We start from the raw sequence: 21,208 nt of genomic DNA, 5'->3' as shown, positions 1-21,208 counted from the left end.
GACGGTGCCCATGAATGCGCCCTCTCCCCCAAGGCGAAGCGTAGCTTCGCCAGGGTGGGAGAGGGCATCTCCGGCCCATCCGCGCGCAAGGTTGGGTGAGGGGTATGTCTCCGCAAGCGGCGCTCGTGGAGAGAGACCCCTCACCCAACCGAGTTGCCGCACTTTCCTACATGCCCTCTCCCACAAGGGGAGAGGGCGCATTCACGGACACCGCCCCTGGGCTACGGTGAGAGTCATTTTGTTGCTAGTGCAAGCTATCACCTCGTCATTGCGAGGAGCGAAGCGACGAAGCAGTCCAGAGCCCCGCCTACGACTCTGGATTGCTTCCGCCTTCGCTCTTCGAGCTACGGCGGACAAGTCGCTTCGCTCGCAATGACGGCACTGCTGATTCAGCGAATGGGACAACCCGAATGGCCACCAGACAGACGCAACTCCTCGCCCGCGCGCTGCTGTCGCCCGCGGTCATTCTGCTGTTCATCTGGATGATCGTGCCCTTGGCGCTGACCATCTACTTCTCGACCTTGCACTACAGCCTGCTCGATCCCGGCTCGGAGCGCTTCGTCGGCCTGGAGAATTTCGAATACTTTCTGACCGATCCGGCCTTCCTCGCGTCGCTGCAGAACACGCTCGTGCTGGTCGGCTCGGTGCTGCTGCTGACCATCGGCCTCGGCATTCCCCTGGCGATCCTGCTCGACCAGCCCGTGATCGGCCGCAGCATCATCCGGCTGATGGTGATCGCGCCGTTCTTCGTGATGCCGACCGTCAGCGCGCTGGTGTGGAAGAACCTCTTGATGCATCCGGTGTCCGGCCTGTTCGCCTGGATCGCGACCTCGCTCGGGATGACGCCGATCGACTGGTTCACCGATGCGCCGCTGCTCGCGGTCATCTTCATCGTCGCCTGGCAATGGCTGCCGTTCGCGACACTCATTCTGCTGACGGCGCTGCAGTCGCTCGACGAGGAGCAGAAGGAAGCGGCGGAGATGGACGGCGCCAGCGCGCTGTCGCGCTTCATCTACCTGACCGTGCCGCATCTGGCGCGGCCGATCACGGTCGTCATCCTGATCGAGACCATCTTCCTGCTCACGGTGTTCGCCGAGATCTTCGTCACCACCGGCGGCGGGCCGGGCCTGCAGACCACCAACATCGCCTTCCTGGTCTATTCGCAGGCGCTGATCCAGTTCGATGTCGGCACGGCGTCGGCGGGCGGCCTCGTCGCCGTCGTCATCGCCAACATCGTCGCCTTCTTCCTGGTCCGCATCGTCGGCCGCAATCTGGAGGCATGAGATCATGGCGCGCAAGGTCACCGGACGTCATGTCGCAATCGCCACCGTGGCCGCGTGGCTGGCCGGGTTCGTGATCTTCTTCCCGATCCTGTGGATGGTGCTGGCGAGCTTCAAGACCGAGCTGGAGGCGTTCGCAACGCCGCCCTCGTTCCTGTTCTTTCACTGGACCACCGAGAACTACGCCACCGTGCAGGAGCGCAGCGACTATCTGCATCACGCGATGAACTCTCTGATCGTCGCCGGCGGTTCGACCTTGATCGCGATGCTGATCGCTATCCCTGCGGCATGGTCGATGGCGTTCTCGCCGACCAAGCGCACCAAGGACATCCTGCTCTGGATGCTCTCGACCAAGATGATGCCGCCGGTCGGCGTGCTCGTGCCGATCTACCTGATCTACAAGAACATGGGATTGCTCGACACCCGCAGCGGGCTGGTCTTCATCCTGTGCCTCGGCAATCTGCCGATCGTGATCTGGATGCTGTTCACCTACTTCAAGGAGATCCCGAAGGACATCCTGGAAGCGGCGCGGATGGACGGCGCCACGATCGGGCGCGAGCTGATCTATGTGCTGACGCCGATGGCGATCCCCGGGCTCGCCTCGACGATGCTGCTCAACCTCATCCTCGCCTGGAACGAGGCGTTCTGGACCTTGAACCTGTCGACGTTGAATGCGGCGCCGCTGACGACCTTCATCGCCTCCTATTCGAGTCCGGAAGGCCTGTTCTGGGCGCGGCTGTCGGCGGCCTCCACGCTCGCGATCGCGCCGATCCTGATCATCGGCTGGTTCAGCCAGAAGCAGCTCGTGCGCGGGCTGACCTTCGGCGCAGTGAAGTAACGAAAGGGCTGGGATCACATGGGACGGATCACGCTGGAAGGTGTGCAGAAATCGTTCGGGCCGGTCCACATCATCAAGGGCGCCGATCTCGACATTCCCGACGGTGCCTTCGTGGTGTTCGTCGGCCCCTCCGGCTGCGGCAAGACCACCTTGCTGCGGCTGATCGCAGGGCTGGAGGACGTCTCCGGTGGCCGCATCCTGATAGACGGCAACAACGTCGTCGACGTGCCACCGGCCAAGCGGGGCCTGTCGATGGTGTTCCAGTCCTACGCGCTCTATCCGCACATGAGCGTGCGCGGCAACATCGCGTTCGGTCTCAAGATGGCCGGGCTGCCGAAGGCCGAGATCAACCAGAAGGTCGAGGCGGCGGCGGCGACCCTGAACCTCACGCCCTATCTCGACCGCAAGCCGCGTGAACTCTCCGGCGGCCAGCGCCAGCGCGTTGCGATCGGCCGTGCCATCGTGCGCGAGCCCAAGGCGTTCCTGTTCGACGAGCCCTTGTCCAACCTCGATGCGGCGCTGCGGGTGCAGATGCGGCTGGAAGTCACGCGGCTGCAGAAGCAGCTCGGCACCACCGCGATCTACGTGACGCATGACCAGGTCGAGGCCATGACCATGGCCGACAAGATCGTGGTGCTCAACGCCGGACGCATCGAGCAGTACGGCTCGCCGATCGAGCTGTATCAGCGCCCGGCCAATCTGTTCGTCGCCGGCTTCATCGGCTCGCCGAAGATGAACCTGATCACCGGCGCGGAAGCGGCGAAGTACAAGGCTACCACCATCGGTGTGCGGCCGGAACATGTCGTGGTCGTCGATGAGGGCGGCGAGGGCTGGCCCGGCAAGGTCGTGATTGCCGAGCATCTCGGCAGCGACACCTTTCTCTATGTCGATGCGGGCGCGCTCGGCACGCTCACGGTGCGCGTCGTCGGCGAGAAACGCCTCAGCGCCGGTGACGCCGTGACGCTGCGGCCTGAGCCCAACCGCATCTATCGCTTCGATGCCGACGGCAATTCCATCTTCGCATGAGAGGTGACGTCCCCTCCGGACGTCAACGACAACAACGGACGAACGACCATGTATCTTGAGAAATTCAAGCTCGACGGCAAGACGGCGCTGGTGACCGGCGGGGGGCAGGGCATCGGGCTCGCCTGCGTCGAGGCGTTGGCGGAGGCAGGCGCGCGCGTCGTGATCGCCGATCGCGACGCCAAGGCGGCGGCGGACGGCCAGGCCGCGATGAAGGCCAAGGGCTTCGCCACCGAGACCGCGCTGATGGACGTCACCAATTCTGCGCAGGTGACGGCGGTCGCGGACGATCTTGTGGCGCGGTACGGCAAGGTCGACATCCTCGTCAACAATGCCGGCATCGCCCGCAGCGAGACGCCGGCCGAGACCGTCACCGACGAGCACTGGCTCAACGTGCTCGACGTCAACCTCAACGGCACGTTCTGGTGCTGCCGCGCCTTCGGCAAGCACATGCTGGCGGCCAAGAGCGGCACCATCGTCAACATCGGCTCGATGTCCGGCTTCATCGTCAACAAGCCGCAGGAGCAGTGCTTCTACAACGCCTCCAAGGCCGCGGTGCACCATCTGACCAAGTCGCTGGCGGCCGAATGGGGCGCGCGCGGCATCCGTGTCAACGCGGTCGCGCCGACCTATATCGAGACGCCGCTGAACGCCTTCGTGAAGAGCAATCCGCGGATGTATGACGCCTGGATCGGCGGAACCCCGATGGCGCGGATGGGGCAGGTCGAGGAGATCGCTTCGGTCGTGCTGTTCCTGGCGTCGGAAGCTGCAAGTTTGATGACCGGAAGCGTCGTCGTTGTCGATGGCGGCTACACTTGCTGGTAAGCTCACGTCAAAATTGACGGGAGCGGAACATGGGTCAGGCTTTTGCCGGTGTCGCCTCTGCTGGCGTCGCCTTTGTCGGTGTCGATGTCGGCACGACCAGCACGCGCGCCGGGATCTTCGACGGTCACGGGCGCCTGCTTGCCGCGGCGCGGCATCCGATCCAGACTTGGCATGAGGCCGGCGATGTCGTCGAGCAATCCTCCGACGACATCTGGCGTGCCTGCTGCGCCGCCGTCAAAGCCGCCTTGGCGGAGGCGGCGATTGCGCCGGAGCTGATCAAGGGTATCGGCTTCGATGCGACCTGCTCTCTGGTGGTGCTCGATCCATTGGGCCGGCCGCTGACTGTGAGCAGCTCCGGCGATGCCGCGCGCAACGTCATCGTCTGGATGGATCATCGCGCGCTGACCGAGGCGCGTGACATCAATGCCACCGGGGACGAGGTGCTGCGCTATGTCGGCGGCTCGATCTCGCCTGAGATGGAGATGCCGAAGCTGTTGTGGCTGAAGCGGCATCTGCGCGCGAGCTTCGACGCCGCCGGGCATTTCTTCGATCTCGCCGATTTCCTCACCTTTCGCGCGACGGACTCGCCGGCGCGTTCGATGTGTACGGTGACCTGCAAGTGGAACTATCTCGCCCATGAGTCGCGCTGGAGCGCGGCGTATTTCCGCCGCATCGGGCTCGACGACTTCGTCGCCGAGGATTATGCGCGGATCGGCACCGCGATCGTGGCGCCCGGCACGCCGCTCGGCCGCGGGCTGTCGCAAACGGCAGCGGCAGAGCTGGGCCTCGTCGCGGGCACGCCGGTCGGCGCGGCGCTGATCGACGCCCATGCCGGCGGCATCGGCGCGATCGGCGGCCGCGCCGCCGACGGCGGCGAGGTCGAGGTCTGCGACCGTCTCGCCTACATCATGGGGACGTCGGCCTGCATCATGGCGACGACGCGAACGCCGTCCTTCGTGCCCGGCGTGTGGGGGCCTTATTATCAGGGCATGGTGCCGGGGCTCTGGCTCAACGAGGGCGGCCAGTCCGCAGCAGGAGCTGCGATCGACCATCTCCTGCGCGCGCATCCAGCGTCTGCCGAGGCCGGCGCTGCGGCCCGCGCCGAGGGGCTCGACGTCATCAGCTTTCTCGAGAAGCGGATCATGGCGCGATCGCAGAGTGTCGGTGCGGCGGCGCTGCTGGCGCGTGACATCCACATCCTGCCGGAATTCCTCGGCAACCGTTCGCCTCATGCCGATCCGGGCTCGCGCGCCGCCATCGCCGGCCTCGATCTCGATTCGGATATCTCCGCGATGGAGCGGCTGTTCGTCGCGGGCCTGTGCGGGCTTGCTTATGGTCTGGCCGACGTGATCGACGCCTTCGCCGCCAACGGCGTCAGCAGCCGGACGCTGGTGATGGCCGGCGGGGCCTCGCGCAGTCCACTGGTCCGCCAGATCATGGCGGATACGACGGGATTGACGGTGGCGCTGCCCGGCACCCAGGAGCCCGTGCTGCTCGGCGCGGCCATGCTCGGTGCGGTCGCCAGCGGCGCATTCCGCTCGATCGGCGAGACGATGGCCTCGATGTCCTCGCTCGGCCGCCTCAGCGATCCGACCGAGCCCGGCATTGCCAGCTTTCATCACCGCAAGCGGCGCGTCCATCGCCTGCTGCAGACGCTTGATCGCGAGAGCCGTTCCGTGATGCATGGGGCCGATGGCCGGCAAGAGCACGCATCTTGACATCGGATTCAGGCTCTTGAAGGCAAGGACGGTGCGCTCCCTCGCCCCGCTTGCGGGGAGAGGGTTGGGGTGAGGGGGACTCTCAACGAGCGCGGTGCGTGGAGAGTCCCCCTCACCCGGATTGCATCTTTCGATGCAATCCGACCTCTCCCCGCAAGCGGGGCGAGGTGAGGTCCCGACGCCGCGAGGATGCGTGCTCAAACTAGGGCCGATGGGGAGGGCTGACCATGATCCTGAGCTGCGGTGATGCGCTGATCGATTTCGTTCCGGCCCGACTGGCCGACGGCCGCGACGTCTTGCGGCCGGTGGTCGGCGGCTCCTGCCTGAACGTCGCAGTCGGCGTCGCGCGGCTGGGCGCGCCGACCGGCTTCGTCGGCGGCATCTCCACGGACCTGTTCGGCACCATGATCGCGGCCCATGCGCAAGGCTCGAACGTCGACCTCGGCTACGCGACCCGCAGCCCCGACCAGACCACGCTGGCTTTCGTGCGCCATGTCGGCAGCGAGGCGCAATATGCCTTCTACGACGCCGAGACCGCCGCGCGGAAATGGACGTTCCGGCCGGGCAGCATTGCCTTCGCCGGCATCGACGCCATCCATGTCGGCTCGACCACGCTGATCCATGACCAGGGGGCCGCGGAGACCCGGGCCCTGGTCGCCGCCACGCAGGGCGCCGTGACGATCTCCTTCGATCCCAACTGCCGCCCGAACCTCGTGCAGGACAAGGCTGCCTATCGTGCACACATGGATGGGTTTGCCGCGAGCGCCGACCTGATCAAGATGTCGGACGTCGATTTCGACTATCTGCATGGCCACGATGATTATGCCGCGCGGGCCGCCGACTTGCTGGCGCGCGGCACCCGCCTGGTCGTCGTCACCCGCGGTCCGAACGGTGCGATTGGCTGGCATGCGCAGGCAGGCGCGGTCGAAGTCGCGGTCCCGGCAGTCGATGTGGTCGATACGATCGGCGCCGGCGACACCTTCCAGGCCGGCCTGCTGTTCGCGCTCCGCAAGCTCGGCCGGATCGGCAGGGACGCACTTGGCGCATTGAGCCAGGCCGAGTTGCGCAGGGCCCTCGCCTTTGCGGCGGCGTGTGCCGCCGTCACCTGCACGCGCGAGGGGGCCGATCCGCCCCGCTGGAGCGAAATGGCCGCAACCTGGAATCATCTTGGCTGAAGCTTCCCATTGCGCTCGGCATTGGGAACTGGTTGGCTAGTTTCCCGTCATATGTGAGGACCCGCGAACCGGCGCGCGCTCGCGAAGGCGCGCACGGCCCCGCCGCCGACATGACGCACAACGCGTTTGCAGGGAGGAGACACATGGCACCAGCCGCCAGGACTGAACCGCTGTCCCGTCATGCGCTGGCCTTCGTTCTGGCCGGCGGACGCGGCAGCCGGCTGCTGGAGCTGACCGACCGGCGCGCCAAGCCCGCCGTCTATTTCGGCGGCAAGTCGCGCATCATCGATTTCGCGCTGTCGAACGCGGTCAATTCCGGCATCCGGCGGATCGCGGTGGCGACCCAGTACAAAGCGCACAGCCTGATCCGCCATCTGCAGAACGGCTGGAACTTCTTCCGCCCCGAGCGCAACGAGAGCTTCGACATCCTGCCGGCCAGTCAGCGCGTGTCCGAGACCATGTGGTACGTCGGAACGGCCGACGCCGTTTATCAGAACATCGATATCCTCGAGACCTACAACACGAAATACATCGTCGTGCTCGCCGGCGACCACATCTACAAGATGGACTACGAACTGATGCTGCAGCAGCATCTCGACCAGCGCGCCGACGTCACCGTCGGTTGCCTGGAAATGCCGCGCGAGGAATCCTCGGGCTTCGGCATCATGCACGTCAACGAGGACGACACCATCCGCGACTTCATCGAGAAGCCGGCCGATCCGCCGCCGATGCCCGGCAAGCCGGACAAGTCGCTCGCCAGCATGGGCATCTACGTGTTCGACGCCAAGTTCCTGTTCGAGGAGCTGAAGCGCGACGCCGCCGACCCGAACTCCAACCACGATTTCGGCCGCGACATCATCCCCTACATCGTCAAGAACGGCCGCGCCGTTGCGCACCAGTTCTCGCGCTCCTGCGTCCGCGCCAGTCATGATAAGCACAGTTACTGGCGCGACGTCGGAACGGTGGATGCCTATTGGGCCGCCAATCTGGATCTGACCGACGTCGTGCCCGAGCTCGATCTGTACGATCGCTCCTGGCCGCTCTGGACCTATTCCGAGATCACGCCGCCGGCGAAGTTCGTCCATGACGAAGACGGCCGGCGCGGCGAGGCCACCTGTTCGCTGGTGTCGGGCGGCTGCATCGTCTCGGGCGCCTCGGTGCAGCGTTCGCTATTGTTCACGGGAGCTCATCTGCACTCCTATGCGAAAGTGCATAATGCCGTGCTGCTGCCTTACGTCACTGTCGCCCGCCACGCGCGGCTGACCAACGTGGTCGTCGATCGCGGCGTGCAGATTCCGGAAGGGCTGGTTGTCGGCGAGGATCCGGAATTCGATGCCAAGCGCTTCAGGACGACGGAGACCGGCGTGACCTTGATTACCCAGCCGATGATCGACGGGCTCAATTCATGACGTTGCGCGTCCTCTCGGTCGCGTCCGAGGTCTATCCCCTCATCAAGACCGGCGGTCTCGCCGATGTCGCCGGCGCGCTGCCATGGGCGCTGATGGCCGAGGATGTCGAGGTCCGGACGCTGATCCCCGGCTATCCCGCAGTGATGGCCGCGCTGGAGCAGCCCAGCGAGATCAGCTCGCTGCCGAATTTCTTCGGCGGCAACGCAAGGCTGGTCGGCGGCAGCCACGGCGCGCTCGACCTGTTCGTGCTCGATGCGCCGCATCTCTACGAGCGCGAGGGCAATCCCTATCTCGGGCCGGACGGCAAGGACTGGCCGGACAACGCCTACCGTTTCGCGGCGCTGGCGCGTGCGGCCTCCTATATCGGTCTCGGCGCGGTGCCGGCGTTCGTTCCCGATGTGGTTCACGGGCACGACTGGCAGGCGGGCCTCGTGCCGGCCTATCTGCTGTACAGCCACCGGCCGCATCCCGGCACGGTCATGACCGTGCACAATCTGGCGTTCCAGGGCCGCTTTCCCCGGCACTTCCTGCCGCCGCTCGGACTGCCGCCGGAATCGTTCTCGATCTATGGCCTCGAATATTACGGCGACATCAGCTTCCTCAAGGCGGGACTGCAGTTCGCCGACAAGATCACGACGGTGTCGCCGACCTATTCCAGGGAGATCCAGAGCGACGAGCACGGCATGGGCCTGGGCGGCCTGCTGCGCCAGCGCTCGTCCGACCTCGTCGGCATTCTCAACGGCATCGACACCGCGGTATGGGATCCCGGTAGCGACTCGGCGATCGCGTCGCATTTCGGCATCGAACGGATCGAAGCGCGGGCGCCCAACAAGGCCGCGCTGCAGGCGCGCATGGGCCTGCAGGTGTCGCCGGAGACGTTGCTGCTCGGCGTGGTCAGCCGGCTGACCTCGCAGAAAGGACTCGATCTCCTGCTGTCCTGCCTGCCGACGCTGACGAGCAGCGGCATCCAATTGGCCCTGCTCGGGGACGGCGAGGCCGAACTGCGCGAAGGGTTTCGGGCGGCGGCCGCGAACCATCCCGGGCAGATCGGCGTCGTCATCGGCTATCACGAAAACCTCGCCCATCTGATCCAGGCGGGCTGCGATGCTCTGGTCGTGCCGTCGCGGTTCGAGCCGTGCGGGCTGACGCAACTCTGCGCGCTGCGCTACGGCGCGCTGCCGATCGTCGCGGCGGTCGGCGGGCTTGCCGATACGGTGACCGACGAGACCGAGGCGGGTGTCGCCGCCACCGGCTTCAAGTTCAGCCCCGTCACCGCCGAGGCGCTCGACCAGACCCTGCGCCGCGCCGCCGCCGCCTTTTACGCCGCCCGCAGCAACGCCTCGAACTGGACCCGCATGCAGCTCAACGCGATGCTGACCGACGTGTCGTGGCGGCACCGGGCCGGGCGCTATGCCGAGCTGTACCGGCAGATCGTGGCGCAACGGCGCCCGGCAGGTTGAGCACAGCAACCATCTCAAGCCTTTCTCGCTGCACCTCGCTCCGCTTGCGGGGCGAAAGAGCGCACGGCCCGTGATGCCTAGAGCTCGCGTCCAAATGTGCTGATCGACGTCGCCTTCGTCAGTCTCCCGAGGGCCTGAAGGTCTACCATACCGACAGCCCAGCTCAGCGTGCGCCTCATGTGGATCGTGCTGGACGCATCGAGGTGCTCCGCGGATAGTCTCGCCACCTTCGACCCAATTCCGCGCGAGACCTCATGACCGATCCCCAGCCTTCCTCCGTCTCCTTCGATCTCATCATCCGCGGCGGCACCGTCGTCGACGGCACGCGGGCGCCGCGGTTCGAGGCCGATGTCGGCGTCAGGGATGGCCGTATCGTTGCGATCGGTGATCTCGCGGGCCGGACCGCGCCGCGCGTGATCGATGCCACCGGACGCATCGTTGCGCCGGGCTTCATCGATTCCCACACCCATGACGACGGCGCGGTGCTGATCGATCCCGACATGATCTGCAAGGTCTCGCAAGGCGTGACCACGGTGGTGACCGGCAATTGCGGTGTCAGCATCGCGCCGCTGAAGCCCGGCACCTCGCGGCCGATGCCGCTCGGCCTGCTGTCACCCGGCGAGGGCCCGCTGGTCGAGTATGCGGCGTTCGCCGATTACGTCGCTGCGTTGCGTGCGGCGCCCGCTGCGGTCAACGTCGCGCCGATGGTCGGCCACACGGCGCTGCGCGCCTCGGTCGTGGGCGATCTCGGCCGTGCCGCGACCGGGCCGGAGATGGACGAGATGCGCGGCTTCGTGCAGGAGGCGCTCGATGCCGGCGCCATCGGGGTCTCGACCGGGACTTTCTATCCGCCGGCAGAAGCAGCGTCGACCGAGGAGATCATCGAGGTCTGCCGCCCGCTGACCGGCAGCGGCGGCGTCTACGCGACGCATATGCGCAACGAGGCCGACGAGGTGATCCGGTCGCTGGAGGAAAGCTTTGCCATCGGCAAGGCGCTCGACGTGCAGGTCGTGATCTCGCATCACAAGGTGGTGGGACCGGCGAATTTCGGCCGCACCAAGGAGACGCTGCCGCTGATCACGAAGGCGATGAGCTGCCAGTGCGTCGCGCTCGACTGCTATCCCTACAACGCGTCCTCGACCATGCTGCACACCGATCCGGCCAAGCTGCAGGTCAAGGTCGTGGTCGCTGCGTCGAAGCCGCATCCGGAAGTCGCCGGGCGCGATCTCGCCGACATCGCAGCCGGCTGGGGCGTCGACCGGCTCGAAGCCGCCAGGCGGCTGCAGCCGGCGTCCGCGATCTACTTCGCGATGGACGAGGCCGACGTGCGGACGATCCTGGCGTTCGAGCCGACCATGATCGGCTCCGACGGCCTGCCGTTCGGCGAGCGTCCGCACCCGCGTCTCTGGGGCACGTTCCCGCGCGTGCTCGGCTATTATTGCCGTGAACTGGAGCTGTTCTCGCTGGAGACCGCGGTCTGGAAGATGAGCGGGCTGACCGCGCAGAATTTCGGCATCGGGGAACGCGGCACCATCGCGGTCGGCAATCATGCCGACATCACGATCTTCGATGCGGCCTCGGTGCGCGACACCGCGACCTATGACGACCCGTGCGTGCCCGCTGCCGGGATCGAGGCCGTCATCGTCAACGGCGCGCTGACATGGTGGCAGGGCCACCATGAGGGGACGCGCGCCGGGCAGGTGATCTCGCGCGCCGCGCGGCAGTGATCAGGATCGCTGCGCTGCCGTCGAGCCGCGCAGGATGAGGCTCGGGGTCAGCACGATGTGCTCACCCTCTGCGGCCGGATCGGTGATGCGGGCCAGCAGCAGCCGCGCCGCCGCTTCGCCCATGTCGCGCTGTGCAATCCGTACCGTGGTCAGCGGCGGCGACACCAGGTCGACGAACGGCATGTCGTTGTGTCCTACTACCGAGACGTCGCCGGGGCAGGCGAGGCCGTGCGCGGCGAGCGCGTCATAGACGCCAAGCGCGAGCAGGTCGTTGGCGGCGACGATCGCGGTCGGCGGCGTCCGGCGCACGAACAGGCGCAACGCCGCCTCGCGGCCGGCCGAGCGTGTATAGGCTTCGGTCGTTTCGACCGGCGCTTGGCGCGCGGACAGGCCGGCCTCCCGGACGCTGGCCTCGAACCCGGCGCGTCGGCGCGCACCGGTCGAGATGTGCTGCGGGCCCGCGACATGGCCGATGTGCCGGTGGCCGAGCGCGACGAGATGTTCGACGGCGAGACGCATGCCGGCGGCGTCGTCACTGGCCGCCGAGGGCAGCTGTCCGGCGGCATCGACGCGATTGACCAGCACCACCGGCAGCGCCGCGTCCAGGCAATGCGTCACGACCTCGTCGTGCAAGGTCACCGTGGCCAGCACCAGACCGTCGACGCTGCGGGCGATCAGGCGGTCGACCAGCTCCTGCTCCGACCCCTCCTTGCCGGCGTCGGCCACGATCGTTGCATAGCCTTGGGCATGGAGGTGGTCGGCGATGCCGGAAAGAACAGGCGGAAAGCCGGGGTCGGCGATATCGGGCGCCAGCACGCCGATCAGGCCGCTGCGTCCGGTGCGCAGGCCCTTCGCGGCCATGTTGAGCCGGTATCCGAGCGCGTTGGCCGCGGCCTGGATTTTCTCTGCGACATCGGCAGCGACGAGGTGCTTCATCGCCGGGCTGAGGGCGCGCGAGACCGTCGAGGGATGTACGCCGCAACGGGCGGCGACGTCCTTGATCGTCGGGCGCGAGGATGCCGCCTGCACGCCTGCTTCCGATCGCAATGTCTGCTTCATTCCCATCCCCCGATGTCGTCGCGAAATGACGTTTTGATCATGCTATACCTTGACGCGAGTCGCGTATATGCATTAAATCGGGCATTGCAATCGATTGCAATGGAACCATGGGAAACGTCCACATGACAGCGAGTGCGCTGAAGCCGCATCTTGTCAGCCCCGAGCATCTCGATCCGCATTGGCGCTGGACCCGTGCGATCCCCTCGCACGGCCACGTTTCGGTGGATTTCGAGCGCCGCGTCGACTTCGACCGGCTGAGGCGCTACCGGCTGGCGCGGGCGCGGGTGGCTCTGAAGAACTCCGGCTGCGGTGCGCTGCTACTGTTCGACGTCAACAACATCCGCTACGTCTCCGGCACCAAGATCGGGGAATGGGAGCGCGACAAGCTGTGCCGGTTCGCGCTGCTGGCCGGTGACGGCGAGCCGATCGTGTGGGATTTCGGCTCGGCCGCCGTGCATCACCGCATCTTCTGCGACTGGCTGGCGCCGGATAATTGCCGCGCCGGCATGCTCGGCATGCGCGGCACCGTGCCGCCGGCCGTCGGGCTGATGAAGGCGCATGCCGAGGAGGTGATGAGCCTGCTGCGCGCGGCCGGCGTCGCCGACATGCCGGTCGGGGTCGACCTGGCCGAAACCGCCATGTTCTTCGAACTGCAGAAGGCCGGCATGAAGGTGGTCGACGGCCAGCAGGTGATGCTGGATGCGCGCGAGATCAAGAACATCGACGAGATCATGCTGCTCAACCAGGCCGCCGCCATGGTCGACGGCGTCTATCATTCGATCTACGAGAACCTGAAGCCGGGGATCCGCGAGAACGACATCGTCGCGCTCGCCAACAAGATGCTCTACGAGATGGGCTCCGACGACGTCGAGGCCATCAACGCCATCTCCGGCGAGCGCTGCAATCCGCATCCGCACAATTTCACCGACCGCATCCTGCGCCCGGGCGATCAGGCGTTCTTCGACATCCTGCAGTCCTATCAGGGCTACCGCACCTGCTACTACCGCACCTTCAATGTCGGCCGCGCCACGCCGGCCCAGCACGACGCCTACAAGCAGTGCCGCGAATGGCTCGACAATGCGATTGCGTTGATCAAGCCGGGTGTCTCCACCGACGTCGTCGCCAAGGTCTGGCCGAAGGCCGAAGAGTTCGGTTTCCCGTCCGAGATGGCCGCGTTCGGCCTGCAGTTCGGCCACGGCCTCGGGCTGGCGCTGCACGAGCGCCCGATCATCTCGCGGCTGGTGTCGCTGGACAATCCGATGGAGATCAAGACCGGCATGGTGTTTGCTCTGGAGACCTATTGTCCGGCGACCGACGGCTTCTCCGCCGCGCGCATCGAGGAGGAGGTCGTGGTGACCGACAAGGGCTGCCAGGTGATCACGCTGTTCCCGGCGGAGGAACTGCCGATCGCCAACCGCTATTGAGCGAACACATCAGATGGGAGTGACGCAAATGTCAGCGACGCATTCGCTCGGCTGGATCGGCATGGGGCGCATGGGCTATCCGATGGCCGAGCGCCTGCTCAAGGCCGGCCACGAGGTGTCGATCTACAATCGCACCCGCGCCAAGGCCGAGCCGCTGGCGGCGAAAGGCGGCGTGATCGTCAACCAACCCAGCGACCTCGCCGGCTGCGACATCGTGTTCTCGATGGTATCGACCGGCAAGGACCTCGAGCAGGTCTATTTCGGCGATAACGGCGTCGTCGCGTCGCCTGCGGGGCCGCGTCCAAAAATCCTGGTCGACTGCTCCTCGATCGGGGTCGAGCAGTCGGAGGCGATCGATGCGAGACTGAAAGAGCTCGGCTGCGCATTCGTGCGCGCGCCGGTGTCGGGCAATGGCAAATGCGTCAAGGCCGGCAAGCTGTCGTCGGTGGTCTCCGGTCCAAAAGCGGCGTTCGATGTCATCGCGCCGTATCTGGCCAAGATCGCCGTCTCCGGCGTGTCCTATGTCGGCGAGGGCGAACTCGCGCGCATCTGCAAGATCGCCCACAACGTATTCCTCGGCGTCGTCATCCAGAACCTCGCCGAGATCACGATCCTGGCGCAGAAGGCCGGCGTGCCGCGCCATGCCTTCCTGAACTTCATGAATGCCAGCGTGATGGGCTCGACCTTCACCAGGTACAAGAGCAACGCGCTGGTCAATCTCGACTGGACCACGACCTTCACGCCGCCGCTGCTGCGCAAGGATCTCGATCTCGGCCTGTCGGCGGGGCGCCAGCTCGACGTCGCGATGCCGGTGACGGCGGCGGCGCGCGAGGCGCTGCAGGCCCATGTCGGCGCGGCCTCGCTGCAATCCGATCCCGCAGGTTACCTGGAGAAGGATTTTGCGGCGCTGCTGGAGACTGTCGCGCTTGCCGCCGGGCTCAAGCTGCAGCCTGAGAATGTGCCGATGCCGACCGGGCTGGAGACGGAGGGATAGCTTCCGTCATCCAACCGTGAGCGCCCGCCACCGCATGTCCCGCGCGGAGGGGCGGCGGTGCAGGCGGGCGTCGAGCACGGCGCGCGCCTTTTCCGTTGCGCCGCTGCGGATCAGGGCCAGGATCCAGGTATCCTCGATCACCTCGCGCTGGGCATGGCTGCCGCCGAGGCGGGCGAGATCGCCCATGACCGGCGTCAACTCGCGGGCGCAGCCGCGCCAGTTGCCGTCGGCAAACGCGCGCAGGGCCCGCAGCATGTGCGGCACAATGCGGCCGGCCGCGAGCTTGCCTTCGGCCAGCCGCCGCTCCATGGCCGCGAGCCGGCCCTTGAGGGCGGGGCCGTCGTGCATCGCCGCCGCAATCATCACCAGGTGCATCTCCGCGAACGGCAAGGTCGATCCGGCGAAGCGGTTCTGCGCGTAGGTCGCGACCTCGGTCCAGGCGTCCGGCGGAATCGGCTGCGCGTCGGCCATCAGCCGCCACAGCAGGGAGGCGCAGTCGGACAGCGTATTGAGCGGCGGCGCGGTGTCCATCGCCGGCCGCAGCACGTCGGCATAGATCGCCAGCGCCTTGTCGGCATCGCCCCGGTCGAGCGCGCCGAGCGCCTGGTGCCAGCAGATGTGACCGTGCAGCATCCCGGTGCGATCATAGTCGCCGATCCACCCCTCGACCAGCGCGTCGGCCTCGTCCGGCGCACCGGCCTCGAACATCGCATGCAGCAGCGCATGCACGGCATAGGCGTTGTGCCGGCGCAGCGCGAAGCTGCGTTCGGTGATCTTGCGGCCCTTGGCGAGCTCGCCGGCCTCGGTCAGCGCCCAGCCGTGGTTTGACATGAACCACCAGTCCTCGCCATAGGCGCTCGCAAAGCTGTCGCAGAGATCGCGGCGCGCAGCGTCGTGGTCGGCGCGGCCGGAGAAGGCGAGCAGGCCGAAGGCGCCGAGCGGCAGCGCCATGATCATGGCGTCGCGCGGCCAGCTTGCAAGATGAGTCAGCGTCGAGGCCAGCGCGTCCGTACCGCGGCCTTCGATCGCGAGCACCAGCGCCGCGACATGGCTCTGCTCGCGCGCAGTGCCACGCTTGGCGACGAGGTCGCGGGCGCGGGCGATGGTCTGCAGCGCCGCTTCGCGCTGCAAGTAGATGGCATGGATACGGGCACGCGCGGCATGCGCCAGCGCGAAATCCGGATCGAGCATGATCGCGCGCTCGAACGCTGCGGTGGCGCCCGGCCAGAACGCAAGCAGCAGATCGATGCCCTCGCGATAGGCGGCCGCCGCCTCGGCCGAGGCGGTCGACAGCGGCAGGCCGTAGCGATCCTCCTCCATCTCAGCCCACCCGCGGCCTGCGGCCTTCGATCGGATAGGCCGGATCGTTGTAGCCAGGGGTGGAGGCGTGGCCGGTGACGACCAGCCGGTCGATCAGCGCCTCGTCGTCGGCGGAGAACGGATAGTCCAGCGCGCGGATGTAATCGTCCCACTGCGCCTCGGTGCGCGGCCCGGCGATCACCGAGCTGATGAAAGCCGAGTTCAACACCCACGCGACCGCGAACTGGCCGGGCGCAAAGCCGTTGGTTTCGGCGTGGCGCTTGATCTCCTGCGCCAAATTCAACGACTCCGGCCGCCACTCGGTCTGCATCATCCGGGTGTCGTTGCGGCCGGCGCGCGTCTCCTTGTCCGGCGGCGCATCGGGGTTGTATTTGGCCGTCAGCACGCCGCGCGCCAGCGGGCTGTAGGGCACGACGCCGAGGCCGTAATAGCCGCAGGCCGGCAGGTGCTCGACCTCGGGCATGCGGTTCATCGCATTGTAATAAGGTTGGCTGACGACGGGACGGTCGATGCCCATCCCGTCACAGAGATTGCAGATCTCCGCGACGCGCCAGGCCCGGTAGTTGGAGACGCCGAAATAGCGGATCTTGCCGGCGCGGATGAGGTCGCCGATCGCGCGCACGGTCTCCTCCAGCGGCGTCGCATGGTCCTCCTTGTGCAGGTAATAGATGTCGATATGCCCGGTGCCGAGCCGCCTCAGGCTTTCGTCGGCCGCCTGCAGCACCCAGCGCCGCGACAGGCCGGAGCGGTTGGGATCGTCGCCCATCGGATTGGCGAGCTTGGTCGCGACGATCCAGCGGCCGCGCTCCCTGGCGATGGCGCGGCCGACGACTTCTTCCGAGGCGCCCTTGTTGTATGCGTCGGCGGTGTCGATGAAGTTGATGCCGGCGTCCCGCGCTTTCGCGATGATGCGCCCCGACGTCGCTTCGTCGGTCGGGCCGCCGAACATCATCGTGCCCAGGCAGATCGGCGACACTTTCAGGCCGGAACGGCCGAGCTGGCGATAGTTCATGAATGCCTCATTCCTGACCATATCCGCGCACGGACATGCATCGATACGATAACCGTCTCTGCCCGGCATTGCGAGCGCAGCGACGCAATCCAGTGCCGGGTCGGGACTCTGGATTGTTCGTCGCGGCGCCTCATCGGGCCGCGCTTGGCGCGGACCGGCTGGCTTCTCGCAATGGCGGCTTCAAGAGCGCGAGCCTCACTCGCTCTTCAAGATCTTGAACACGCCCGACGCCATCGCGATGACGCGGCTGGCCGCCGTAACCTCGGTGGTGATGAACACCAGGCTGCGAGTGATCCGGACGACGTGCGGCCGTGACACCAGCGTCTCGCCGATCTTTCCGGACTCGACGAAATGCGTATCGAACTGAATGGTCGCCATGTGCTCCTTGCCGGCGGCGTAGCGGGCGGTCATGCCACAACTGCGGTCGGCAAGCGTCATGATCACGCCGCCCTGGACCAGGCCGCGGCGGTTGTGATGCTTGTCCTCGGTGACGATGGCATATTCGTGGGCGCCGTCCAGGTTCCGCTGCCACAGCGGGCCGATCAGATGCAGGAAGCCGGAGGTATCGACGATCTCCCAGCCGTCGGACTTCATTTTCGCCGCGGCCGATTTGGTCATGTGGGGGCACCCTTCGAAGTCGCTGCCGCACGCCGGCACGTGGTCGTTTCATCCGTCGCGGGGCTGGTGTAGTCAAGCCGCATGCCCATGCCGTTCGACGATGCCACAAGGCGGAAAATCGAGAGACGCTGCGCCGGCTTCGTGCGCCGGGATGCTGGGGCGCCGACCACGCCGCTCAAGCGTGCAGCGGTGGCCCTCGTGCTGGCCCCGCACCCCGAGACCGACACCACGGCGCTGCTGCTGACCTTGCGTGCCGCGCGTCTGCGCAGCCATGGCGGGCAATGGGCGCTGCCGGGCGGACGTTGCGAGGCCGGCGAGACGCCTGTCGAGGCCGGCTTGCGCGAACTCGCAGAAGAGCTTGGGCTCAGCTTGGCGCCGGACGCCGTGCTGGGCCTGCTCGACGACTACCCGACACGGTCGGGCTATCTGATTACCCCCGTGATCGTGTGGGCGGCCGATGGCCGCACGCTGCGGCCGAATCCGGACGAAGTCGCCTCGGTGCATCGGATCGGACTGGATGCCGTCATGGCGGATGACGCATTCGATTTCACCGCGATCCCCGAAAGCACGCGGCGGGTGGTGCGTTTTCACGCCCGCGAGGGCGTGATTCACGCGCCCACCGCCGCCTTGATCTATCAGTTCCGCGAGGTGCTGGCCGGCCGCGACACCCGCGTGCACGAGCTGGAACAGCCGGTGTTTGCCTGGAAGTAGCCGCGGTTTCGGCTACAAGGGCGGCATGCTCCATCAGCCGATTCGCAAGCTTGCCCTGATTCTCGCCTGCGCCGTCTCGAGCGCGCCGCTCCTGCTGGCCGCGGAACCCGGCTCGCTGGCCGCGCCGCGCGAAGCTCTGGCGCAGATGGCCTCGCCTGCCGCGATCGAGGAGTACCAGCGCAGGCTCGCCGAGTATCAGCAGGCGCGCGCCGAATTCGACCAGGGGGCGGGCGCCTATTGGAAGGCGATCGCCGACAAGCGCCGCGCCCGCAATGCCAAGCGCCGCGATCGGCAGCCGATCGGTCTCGACGATTATGTGCTGGAGCAGCCGCCGGTCTACACGGGGCCGAAGCGGCCGGTGAATCCGGAGCCGGAGCCCGAAGGCGAACCGCGCGAGCGAAAATACATCCCTGTCGTCGCTGATCTCTTGAAAGCGGCGCAGGAGCATTTCCAATGGTCGCCGCAGCGCCCCGCCAACGACACCGATTTCAAGCGCGCCTATGCGCGGTTCGCGTCCGCCGCGGGGCTGACGCGCGAACAGGCGGTGCGGGTCTACGCCTTCGAAACCGGCGGCAACGGCAAGCATGACTCGCAATCGGGCTTCAAGGGCAACCGCGCGATCTCGACGGCGATCGGCTACAACCAGCTTCTGACCACCAACAGTGTCGAGTTGCTGGCGGAGCAGGGACCGCTGTTCATCCGCCTGCTCGGCGAGCGCGTGGCGAAATCATCGGGCCCGGCGCGGGCCGCGATGGAGCACAAGCTCGCGGTGCTGAAGAAGATGGTCGCGATCGCCCGTTCGGTGCCGGACGACTGGTCGGCGCATGAGAAGATCGGCAACACCCAGCAGGGCTGGGCGATGCATGCGATGGTGCTCGACATCGACGTCGGGCCGATGCTGCAGACCCACAAGCTGCTGACGTCGGTGCTGTTCGCGCGCGCCAAGGGCTACACGCGGCCGCTCTCGGCCGCGGAGCTCGAGATGATGAACCTCACCGGCGACGGCACCGGCTTCGACATGGTGACCATGCCGCTCGAGATGCGTGAGCAGGTACCGACCGCGAACTTCTTCCAGCGCGGCGGCTATGAGCGCAATCCCGTCGCGGTACGCCACAACACGGTGGCGAAACTGCTCGCCGTCACCGATGCCAGGATGGATTCGCTGAGCAACCTGCCCGGCGCCAAGGAGCTGGCGGCGGCGTTCTGAGGAACGGCCCGTGCCGTCGTGTCGGTGTACGACGCGCGACCGCGCCACATAGTCCAGTGTCGTCCCGGGCAAGCCCTGACGTCGCATCGCGACGGCAGGGCGCCGACCCGGGATCCATAACCCGAGGCGCTCGTGATTGCGACGAGCGTAGCTCCAGCGTGCTCAACAACCGGGGACGGTGGTCATGCTTTCGCTGGGGCTATCGCATGTGACAATCTGAGTTTTTCGCGAGTCTGTCTCCACATCGTCATGCCCGGGCTCCGTCCCGGGCATCCATGTGCTTCCCAGGATGCCGAACGACGTGGATGGCCGGGACGGAGCCCGGCCATGACCGTGTGGAGGGAGCCAAACTCAAGCTTGGATCACCACATGCGATAGCCCTGCTCTCCAGAGCTGCTTTCGCAGGGACGACACCGTCGGTGAAGCGAGATCAATCATCCGCGCCGAACGAGAAGCTGCCGTCGCCTTCGAGATAGGGCGCAGTGCGCATGTAGAGCTGGCCGTTCTGGCCGACGAAGAACAGCGTGCCCTTCGGCACCTTCTTGGCGCCCTTGAGCAGCATGTCGGCGTTCTTGGTGCCCATCTTGTAGGCGAGCGTCTTGCCGTCCTTGCCGTAGGCGTAGCCCGTATCGGGCTTCAGCTCCCACGTCTCCGGCGGGGCCGCACGGGTGACGCCGGTCAGCGCGCACAGCGCTGCCACGGCGACGAGGGCTTTCAAAACCGGGCTCTTCATGTCCTCCTCCAATAACGGCTCAGCATCACATTGAACAAATCACGAACATTGCTGCGGCGGCAACGTCGCCGACCCGCAGCGTCCGTAATCGTTTCCGGATTTCCCATTCCTGATCTCGCGATTATCGTGCAGCGTGGTTTAGAAACATACGTCAATAAAACACTTTGGGGATGATTCGGATGAGCCTCGTCACGAAGATCGGTTGGGTTGCGGCGCTGTCGCTGGTGACGTTGGCATCCGCCCGGGCCGACGACTTCAAGCTGTCGAACAACCAGCGCATCGCCTGCAGCCGCGGCCTCTCCGCCGGCAAGCTCAATACGGCCGTGTGCAAATCCTACGCCTACCTCTTCAACGTGAAGACCTCGGAATATTTCCGCTGCCAGGTTTCGCTGTCGCTGACGCGCGACAACAAGGAGGTCATCAACGTCCAGACCGACGGCGGCTGCGCCAAGAAGCCGCGCGTGTTCGACACCGACTCGAAATACGAGTTCGACGCGACCGAGACCGAGCCTGCGAACACCAATTCCTTCTTCGGCAATGGCGGCTACTCGATCTGGGTGGCGGATACGACCCAGCAGAAGGTGCGCGGCTGCATCACCATCTCCTCCGGGCTCGGCTCGGACATCTCCAAATGCCTCGACATGTCCTTTCAATGAGCGCATCGCGCTGGACCGG

General features: G+C 66.4%; 19 protein-coding genes. 14 read left to right on the top strand and 5 right to left on the bottom strand.

What is annotated here, in order from left to right:
• Window positions 1–410 precede the first annotated feature (410 nt).
• The 9 genes from ACQR1B_RS04300 (at window position 411) to ACQR1B_RS04260 (ending at window position 11,455) form a co-directional block, all read left to right on the top strand.
• Complete coding sequence (locus ACQR1B_RS04300; protein WP_434834087.1) at window positions 411–1,283, top strand: carbohydrate ABC transporter permease; 873 nt, start codon at window positions 411–413, stop codon at window positions 1,281–1,283.
• 4 nt (window positions 1,284–1,287) lie between these two features.
• Window positions 1,288–2,118, top strand: a complete 831-nt coding sequence (locus tag ACQR1B_RS04295; protein ID WP_434834088.1) for a carbohydrate ABC transporter permease — start codon at window positions 1,288–1,290, stop codon at window positions 2,116–2,118.
• Window positions 2,119–2,136: 18 nt separating this feature from the next.
• Window positions 2,137–3,144, top strand: coding sequence for an ABC transporter ATP-binding protein (locus ACQR1B_RS04290; RefSeq protein ID WP_434834089.1), 1,008 nt, complete (start codon window positions 2,137–2,139; stop codon window positions 3,142–3,144).
• Window positions 3,145–3,192: 48 nt separating this feature from the next.
• Entirely contained in the window at window positions 3,193–3,966 is a 774-nt protein-coding gene (locus ACQR1B_RS04285; protein ID WP_434834090.1) for an SDR family NAD(P)-dependent oxidoreductase, read from the top strand.
• 29 nt (window positions 3,967–3,995) lie between these two features.
• Window positions 3,996–5,684, top strand: a complete 1,689-nt coding sequence (locus tag ACQR1B_RS04280) for an FGGY-family carbohydrate kinase (protein ID WP_434834091.1) — start codon at window positions 3,996–3,998, stop codon at window positions 5,682–5,684.
• Between the two features lie 227 nt (window positions 5,685–5,911).
• Window positions 5,912–6,859, top strand: coding sequence for a carbohydrate kinase family protein (locus ACQR1B_RS04275; RefSeq protein WP_434834092.1), 948 nt, complete (start codon window positions 5,912–5,914; stop codon window positions 6,857–6,859).
• Window positions 6,860–7,002: 143 nt separating this feature from the next.
• Window positions 7,003–8,268: a glucose-1-phosphate adenylyltransferase gene (glgC, locus tag ACQR1B_RS04270; protein ID WP_434834093.1), complete on the top strand. Its 1,266-nt coding sequence runs from the start codon at window positions 7,003–7,005 to the stop codon at window positions 8,266–8,268.
• Entirely contained in the window at window positions 8,265–9,728 is a 1,464-nt protein-coding gene (glgA, locus tag ACQR1B_RS04265) for a glycogen synthase GlgA (RefSeq protein ID WP_434834094.1), read from the top strand. Before glgC ends, glgA begins: the two co-directional genes overlap by 4 nt.
• Before the next feature lie 254 nt (window positions 9,729–9,982).
• Window positions 9,983–11,455: an N-acyl-D-amino-acid deacylase family protein gene (locus tag ACQR1B_RS04260; protein WP_434834095.1), complete on the top strand. Its 1,473-nt coding sequence runs from the start codon at window positions 9,983–9,985 to the stop codon at window positions 11,453–11,455.
• Here the strand turns inward: ACQR1B_RS04260 and ACQR1B_RS04255 are convergent, their stop codons facing one another.
• Entirely contained in the window at window positions 11,456–12,514 is a 1,059-nt protein-coding gene (locus ACQR1B_RS04255; RefSeq protein WP_434834096.1) for a LacI family DNA-binding transcriptional regulator, read from the bottom strand.
• Window positions 12,515–12,636: 122 nt separating this feature from the next.
• Between ACQR1B_RS04255 and ACQR1B_RS04250 the strand changes: the two genes are divergently transcribed.
• On the top strand, window positions 12,637–13,938 hold the full coding sequence (locus ACQR1B_RS04250) for a M24 family metallopeptidase (RefSeq protein ID WP_434834097.1): 1,302 nt from the start codon (window positions 12,637–12,639) through the stop codon (window positions 13,936–13,938).
• Between the two features lie 28 nt (window positions 13,939–13,966).
• Window positions 13,967–14,932 carry an NAD(P)-dependent oxidoreductase gene (locus ACQR1B_RS04245; protein WP_434834098.1) on the top strand — a complete coding sequence of 322 codons (966 nt, stop codon included), beginning with the start codon at window positions 13,967–13,969 and terminating at the stop codon, window positions 14,930–14,932.
• 6 nt (window positions 14,933–14,938) lie between these two features.
• Here the strand turns inward: ACQR1B_RS04245 and ACQR1B_RS04240 are convergent, their stop codons facing one another.
• The 3 genes from ACQR1B_RS04240 to ACQR1B_RS04230 all read right to left on the bottom strand — a co-directional run bounded on the left by ACQR1B_RS04240 (window position 14,939) and on the right by ACQR1B_RS04230 (window position 17,882).
• Window positions 14,939–16,252 (bottom strand): tetratricopeptide repeat protein, encoded by a 1,314-nt coding sequence (locus ACQR1B_RS04240; protein WP_434834099.1) that lies wholly within the window; start codon window positions 16,250–16,252, stop codon window positions 14,939–14,941.
• A 1-nt stretch (window position 16,253) separates the two neighbouring features.
• On the bottom strand, window positions 16,254–17,264 hold the full coding sequence (locus ACQR1B_RS04235; RefSeq protein WP_434834100.1) for an aldo/keto reductase: 1,011 nt from the start codon (window positions 17,262–17,264) through the stop codon (window positions 16,254–16,256).
• A 195-nt stretch (window positions 17,265–17,459) separates the two neighbouring features.
• Window positions 17,460–17,882, bottom strand: coding sequence for a PaaI family thioesterase (locus ACQR1B_RS04230; RefSeq protein ID WP_434834101.1), 423 nt, complete (start codon window positions 17,880–17,882; stop codon window positions 17,460–17,462).
• A gap of 81 nt (window positions 17,883–17,963) precedes the next feature.
• On the opposite strand from ACQR1B_RS04230, the gene ACQR1B_RS04225 reads away from it, so the two are divergent.
• Together ACQR1B_RS04225 and ACQR1B_RS04220 are read left to right on the top strand one after the other, a co-directional pair.
• On the top strand, window positions 17,964–18,593 hold the full coding sequence (locus ACQR1B_RS04225) for an NUDIX hydrolase (RefSeq protein ID WP_434834102.1): 630 nt from the start codon (window positions 17,964–17,966) through the stop codon (window positions 18,591–18,593).
• Window positions 18,594–18,618: 25 nt separating this feature from the next.
• Window positions 18,619–19,800 carry a hypothetical protein gene (locus tag ACQR1B_RS04220; RefSeq protein ID WP_434834103.1) on the top strand — a complete coding sequence of 394 codons (1,182 nt, stop codon included), beginning with the start codon at window positions 18,619–18,621 and terminating at the stop codon, window positions 19,798–19,800.
• Between the two features lie 430 nt (window positions 19,801–20,230).
• Here the strand turns inward: ACQR1B_RS04220 and ACQR1B_RS04215 are convergent, their stop codons facing one another.
• On the bottom strand, window positions 20,231–20,533 hold the full coding sequence (locus ACQR1B_RS04215; protein ID WP_434834104.1) for a hypothetical protein: 303 nt from the start codon (window positions 20,531–20,533) through the stop codon (window positions 20,231–20,233).
• A gap of 179 nt (window positions 20,534–20,712) precedes the next feature.
• Here ACQR1B_RS04215 and ACQR1B_RS04210 point away from each other — a divergent pair, with 179 nt between their 5' ends.
• Window positions 20,713–21,189, top strand: a complete 477-nt coding sequence (locus ACQR1B_RS04210; protein ID WP_434834105.1) for a hypothetical protein — start codon at window positions 20,713–20,715, stop codon at window positions 21,187–21,189.
• Window positions 21,190–21,208: the final 19 nt, after the last annotated feature.

It is taken from the genome of Bradyrhizobium oligotrophicum (assembly GCF_051168495.1).
In the GTDB taxonomy this organism is placed as follows: Bacteria; Pseudomonadota; Alphaproteobacteria; order Rhizobiales; family Xanthobacteraceae; genus Bradyrhizobium; species Bradyrhizobium oligotrophicum_A.
The sequence above is the reverse complement of the archived record's forward strand: the minus strand, read 5'-3'. Positions and strand labels throughout refer to the sequence as shown.

What these genes read in the sequence shown, in the direction of transcription:
- ACQR1B_RS04255 (WP_434834096.1), bottom strand. Translation starts at nt 12,514, where the DNA reads ATGAAGCAGACATTGCGATCGGAAGCAGGCGTGCAGGCGGCATCCTCG.
- ACQR1B_RS04280 (WP_434834091.1), top strand. Translation starts at nt 3,996, where the DNA reads ATGGGTCAGGCTTTTGCCGGTGTCGCCTCTGCTGGCGTCGCCTTTGTC.
- ACQR1B_RS04230 (WP_434834101.1), bottom strand. Translation starts at nt 17,882, where the DNA reads ATGACCAAATCGGCCGCGGCGAAAATGAAGTCCGACGGCTGGGAGATC.
- ACQR1B_RS04215 (WP_434834104.1), bottom strand. Translation starts at nt 20,533, where the DNA reads ATGAAGAGCCCGGTTTTGAAAGCCCTCGTCGCCGTGGCAGCGCTGTGC.
- ACQR1B_RS04290 (WP_434834089.1), top strand. Translation starts at nt 2,137, where the DNA reads ATGGGACGGATCACGCTGGAAGGTGTGCAGAAATCGTTCGGGCCGGTC.
- glgC (WP_434834093.1), top strand. Translation starts at nt 7,003, where the DNA reads ATGGCACCAGCCGCCAGGACTGAACCGCTGTCCCGTCATGCGCTGGCC.
- ACQR1B_RS04245 (WP_434834098.1), top strand. Translation starts at nt 13,967, where the DNA reads ATGTCAGCGACGCATTCGCTCGGCTGGATCGGCATGGGGCGCATGGGC.
- ACQR1B_RS04285 (WP_434834090.1), top strand. Translation starts at nt 3,193, where the DNA reads ATGTATCTTGAGAAATTCAAGCTCGACGGCAAGACGGCGCTGGTGACC.
- ACQR1B_RS04250 (WP_434834097.1), top strand. Translation starts at nt 12,637, where the DNA reads ATGACAGCGAGTGCGCTGAAGCCGCATCTTGTCAGCCCCGAGCATCTC.
- ACQR1B_RS04295 (WP_434834088.1), top strand. Translation starts at nt 1,288, where the DNA reads ATGGCGCGCAAGGTCACCGGACGTCATGTCGCAATCGCCACCGTGGCC.
- ACQR1B_RS04240 (WP_434834099.1), bottom strand. Translation starts at nt 16,252, where the DNA reads ATGGAGGAGGATCGCTACGGCCTGCCGCTGTCGACCGCCTCGGCCGAG.
- ACQR1B_RS04225 (WP_434834102.1), top strand. Translation starts at nt 17,964, where the DNA reads ATGCCCATGCCGTTCGACGATGCCACAAGGCGGAAAATCGAGAGACGC.
- ACQR1B_RS04260 (WP_434834095.1), top strand. Translation starts at nt 9,983, where the DNA reads ATGACCGATCCCCAGCCTTCCTCCGTCTCCTTCGATCTCATCATCCGC.
- ACQR1B_RS04235 (WP_434834100.1), bottom strand. Translation starts at nt 17,264, where the DNA reads ATGAACTATCGCCAGCTCGGCCGTTCCGGCCTGAAAGTGTCGCCGATC.
- ACQR1B_RS04210 (WP_434834105.1), top strand. Translation starts at nt 20,713, where the DNA reads ATGAGCCTCGTCACGAAGATCGGTTGGGTTGCGGCGCTGTCGCTGGTG.
- glgA (WP_434834094.1), top strand. Translation starts at nt 8,265, where the DNA reads ATGACGTTGCGCGTCCTCTCGGTCGCGTCCGAGGTCTATCCCCTCATC.
- ACQR1B_RS04220 (WP_434834103.1), top strand. Translation starts at nt 18,619, where the DNA reads ATGCTCCATCAGCCGATTCGCAAGCTTGCCCTGATTCTCGCCTGCGCC.
- ACQR1B_RS04300 (WP_434834087.1), top strand. Translation starts at nt 411, where the DNA reads ATGGCCACCAGACAGACGCAACTCCTCGCCCGCGCGCTGCTGTCGCCC.
- ACQR1B_RS04275 (WP_434834092.1), top strand. Translation starts at nt 5,912, where the DNA reads ATGATCCTGAGCTGCGGTGATGCGCTGATCGATTTCGTTCCGGCCCGA.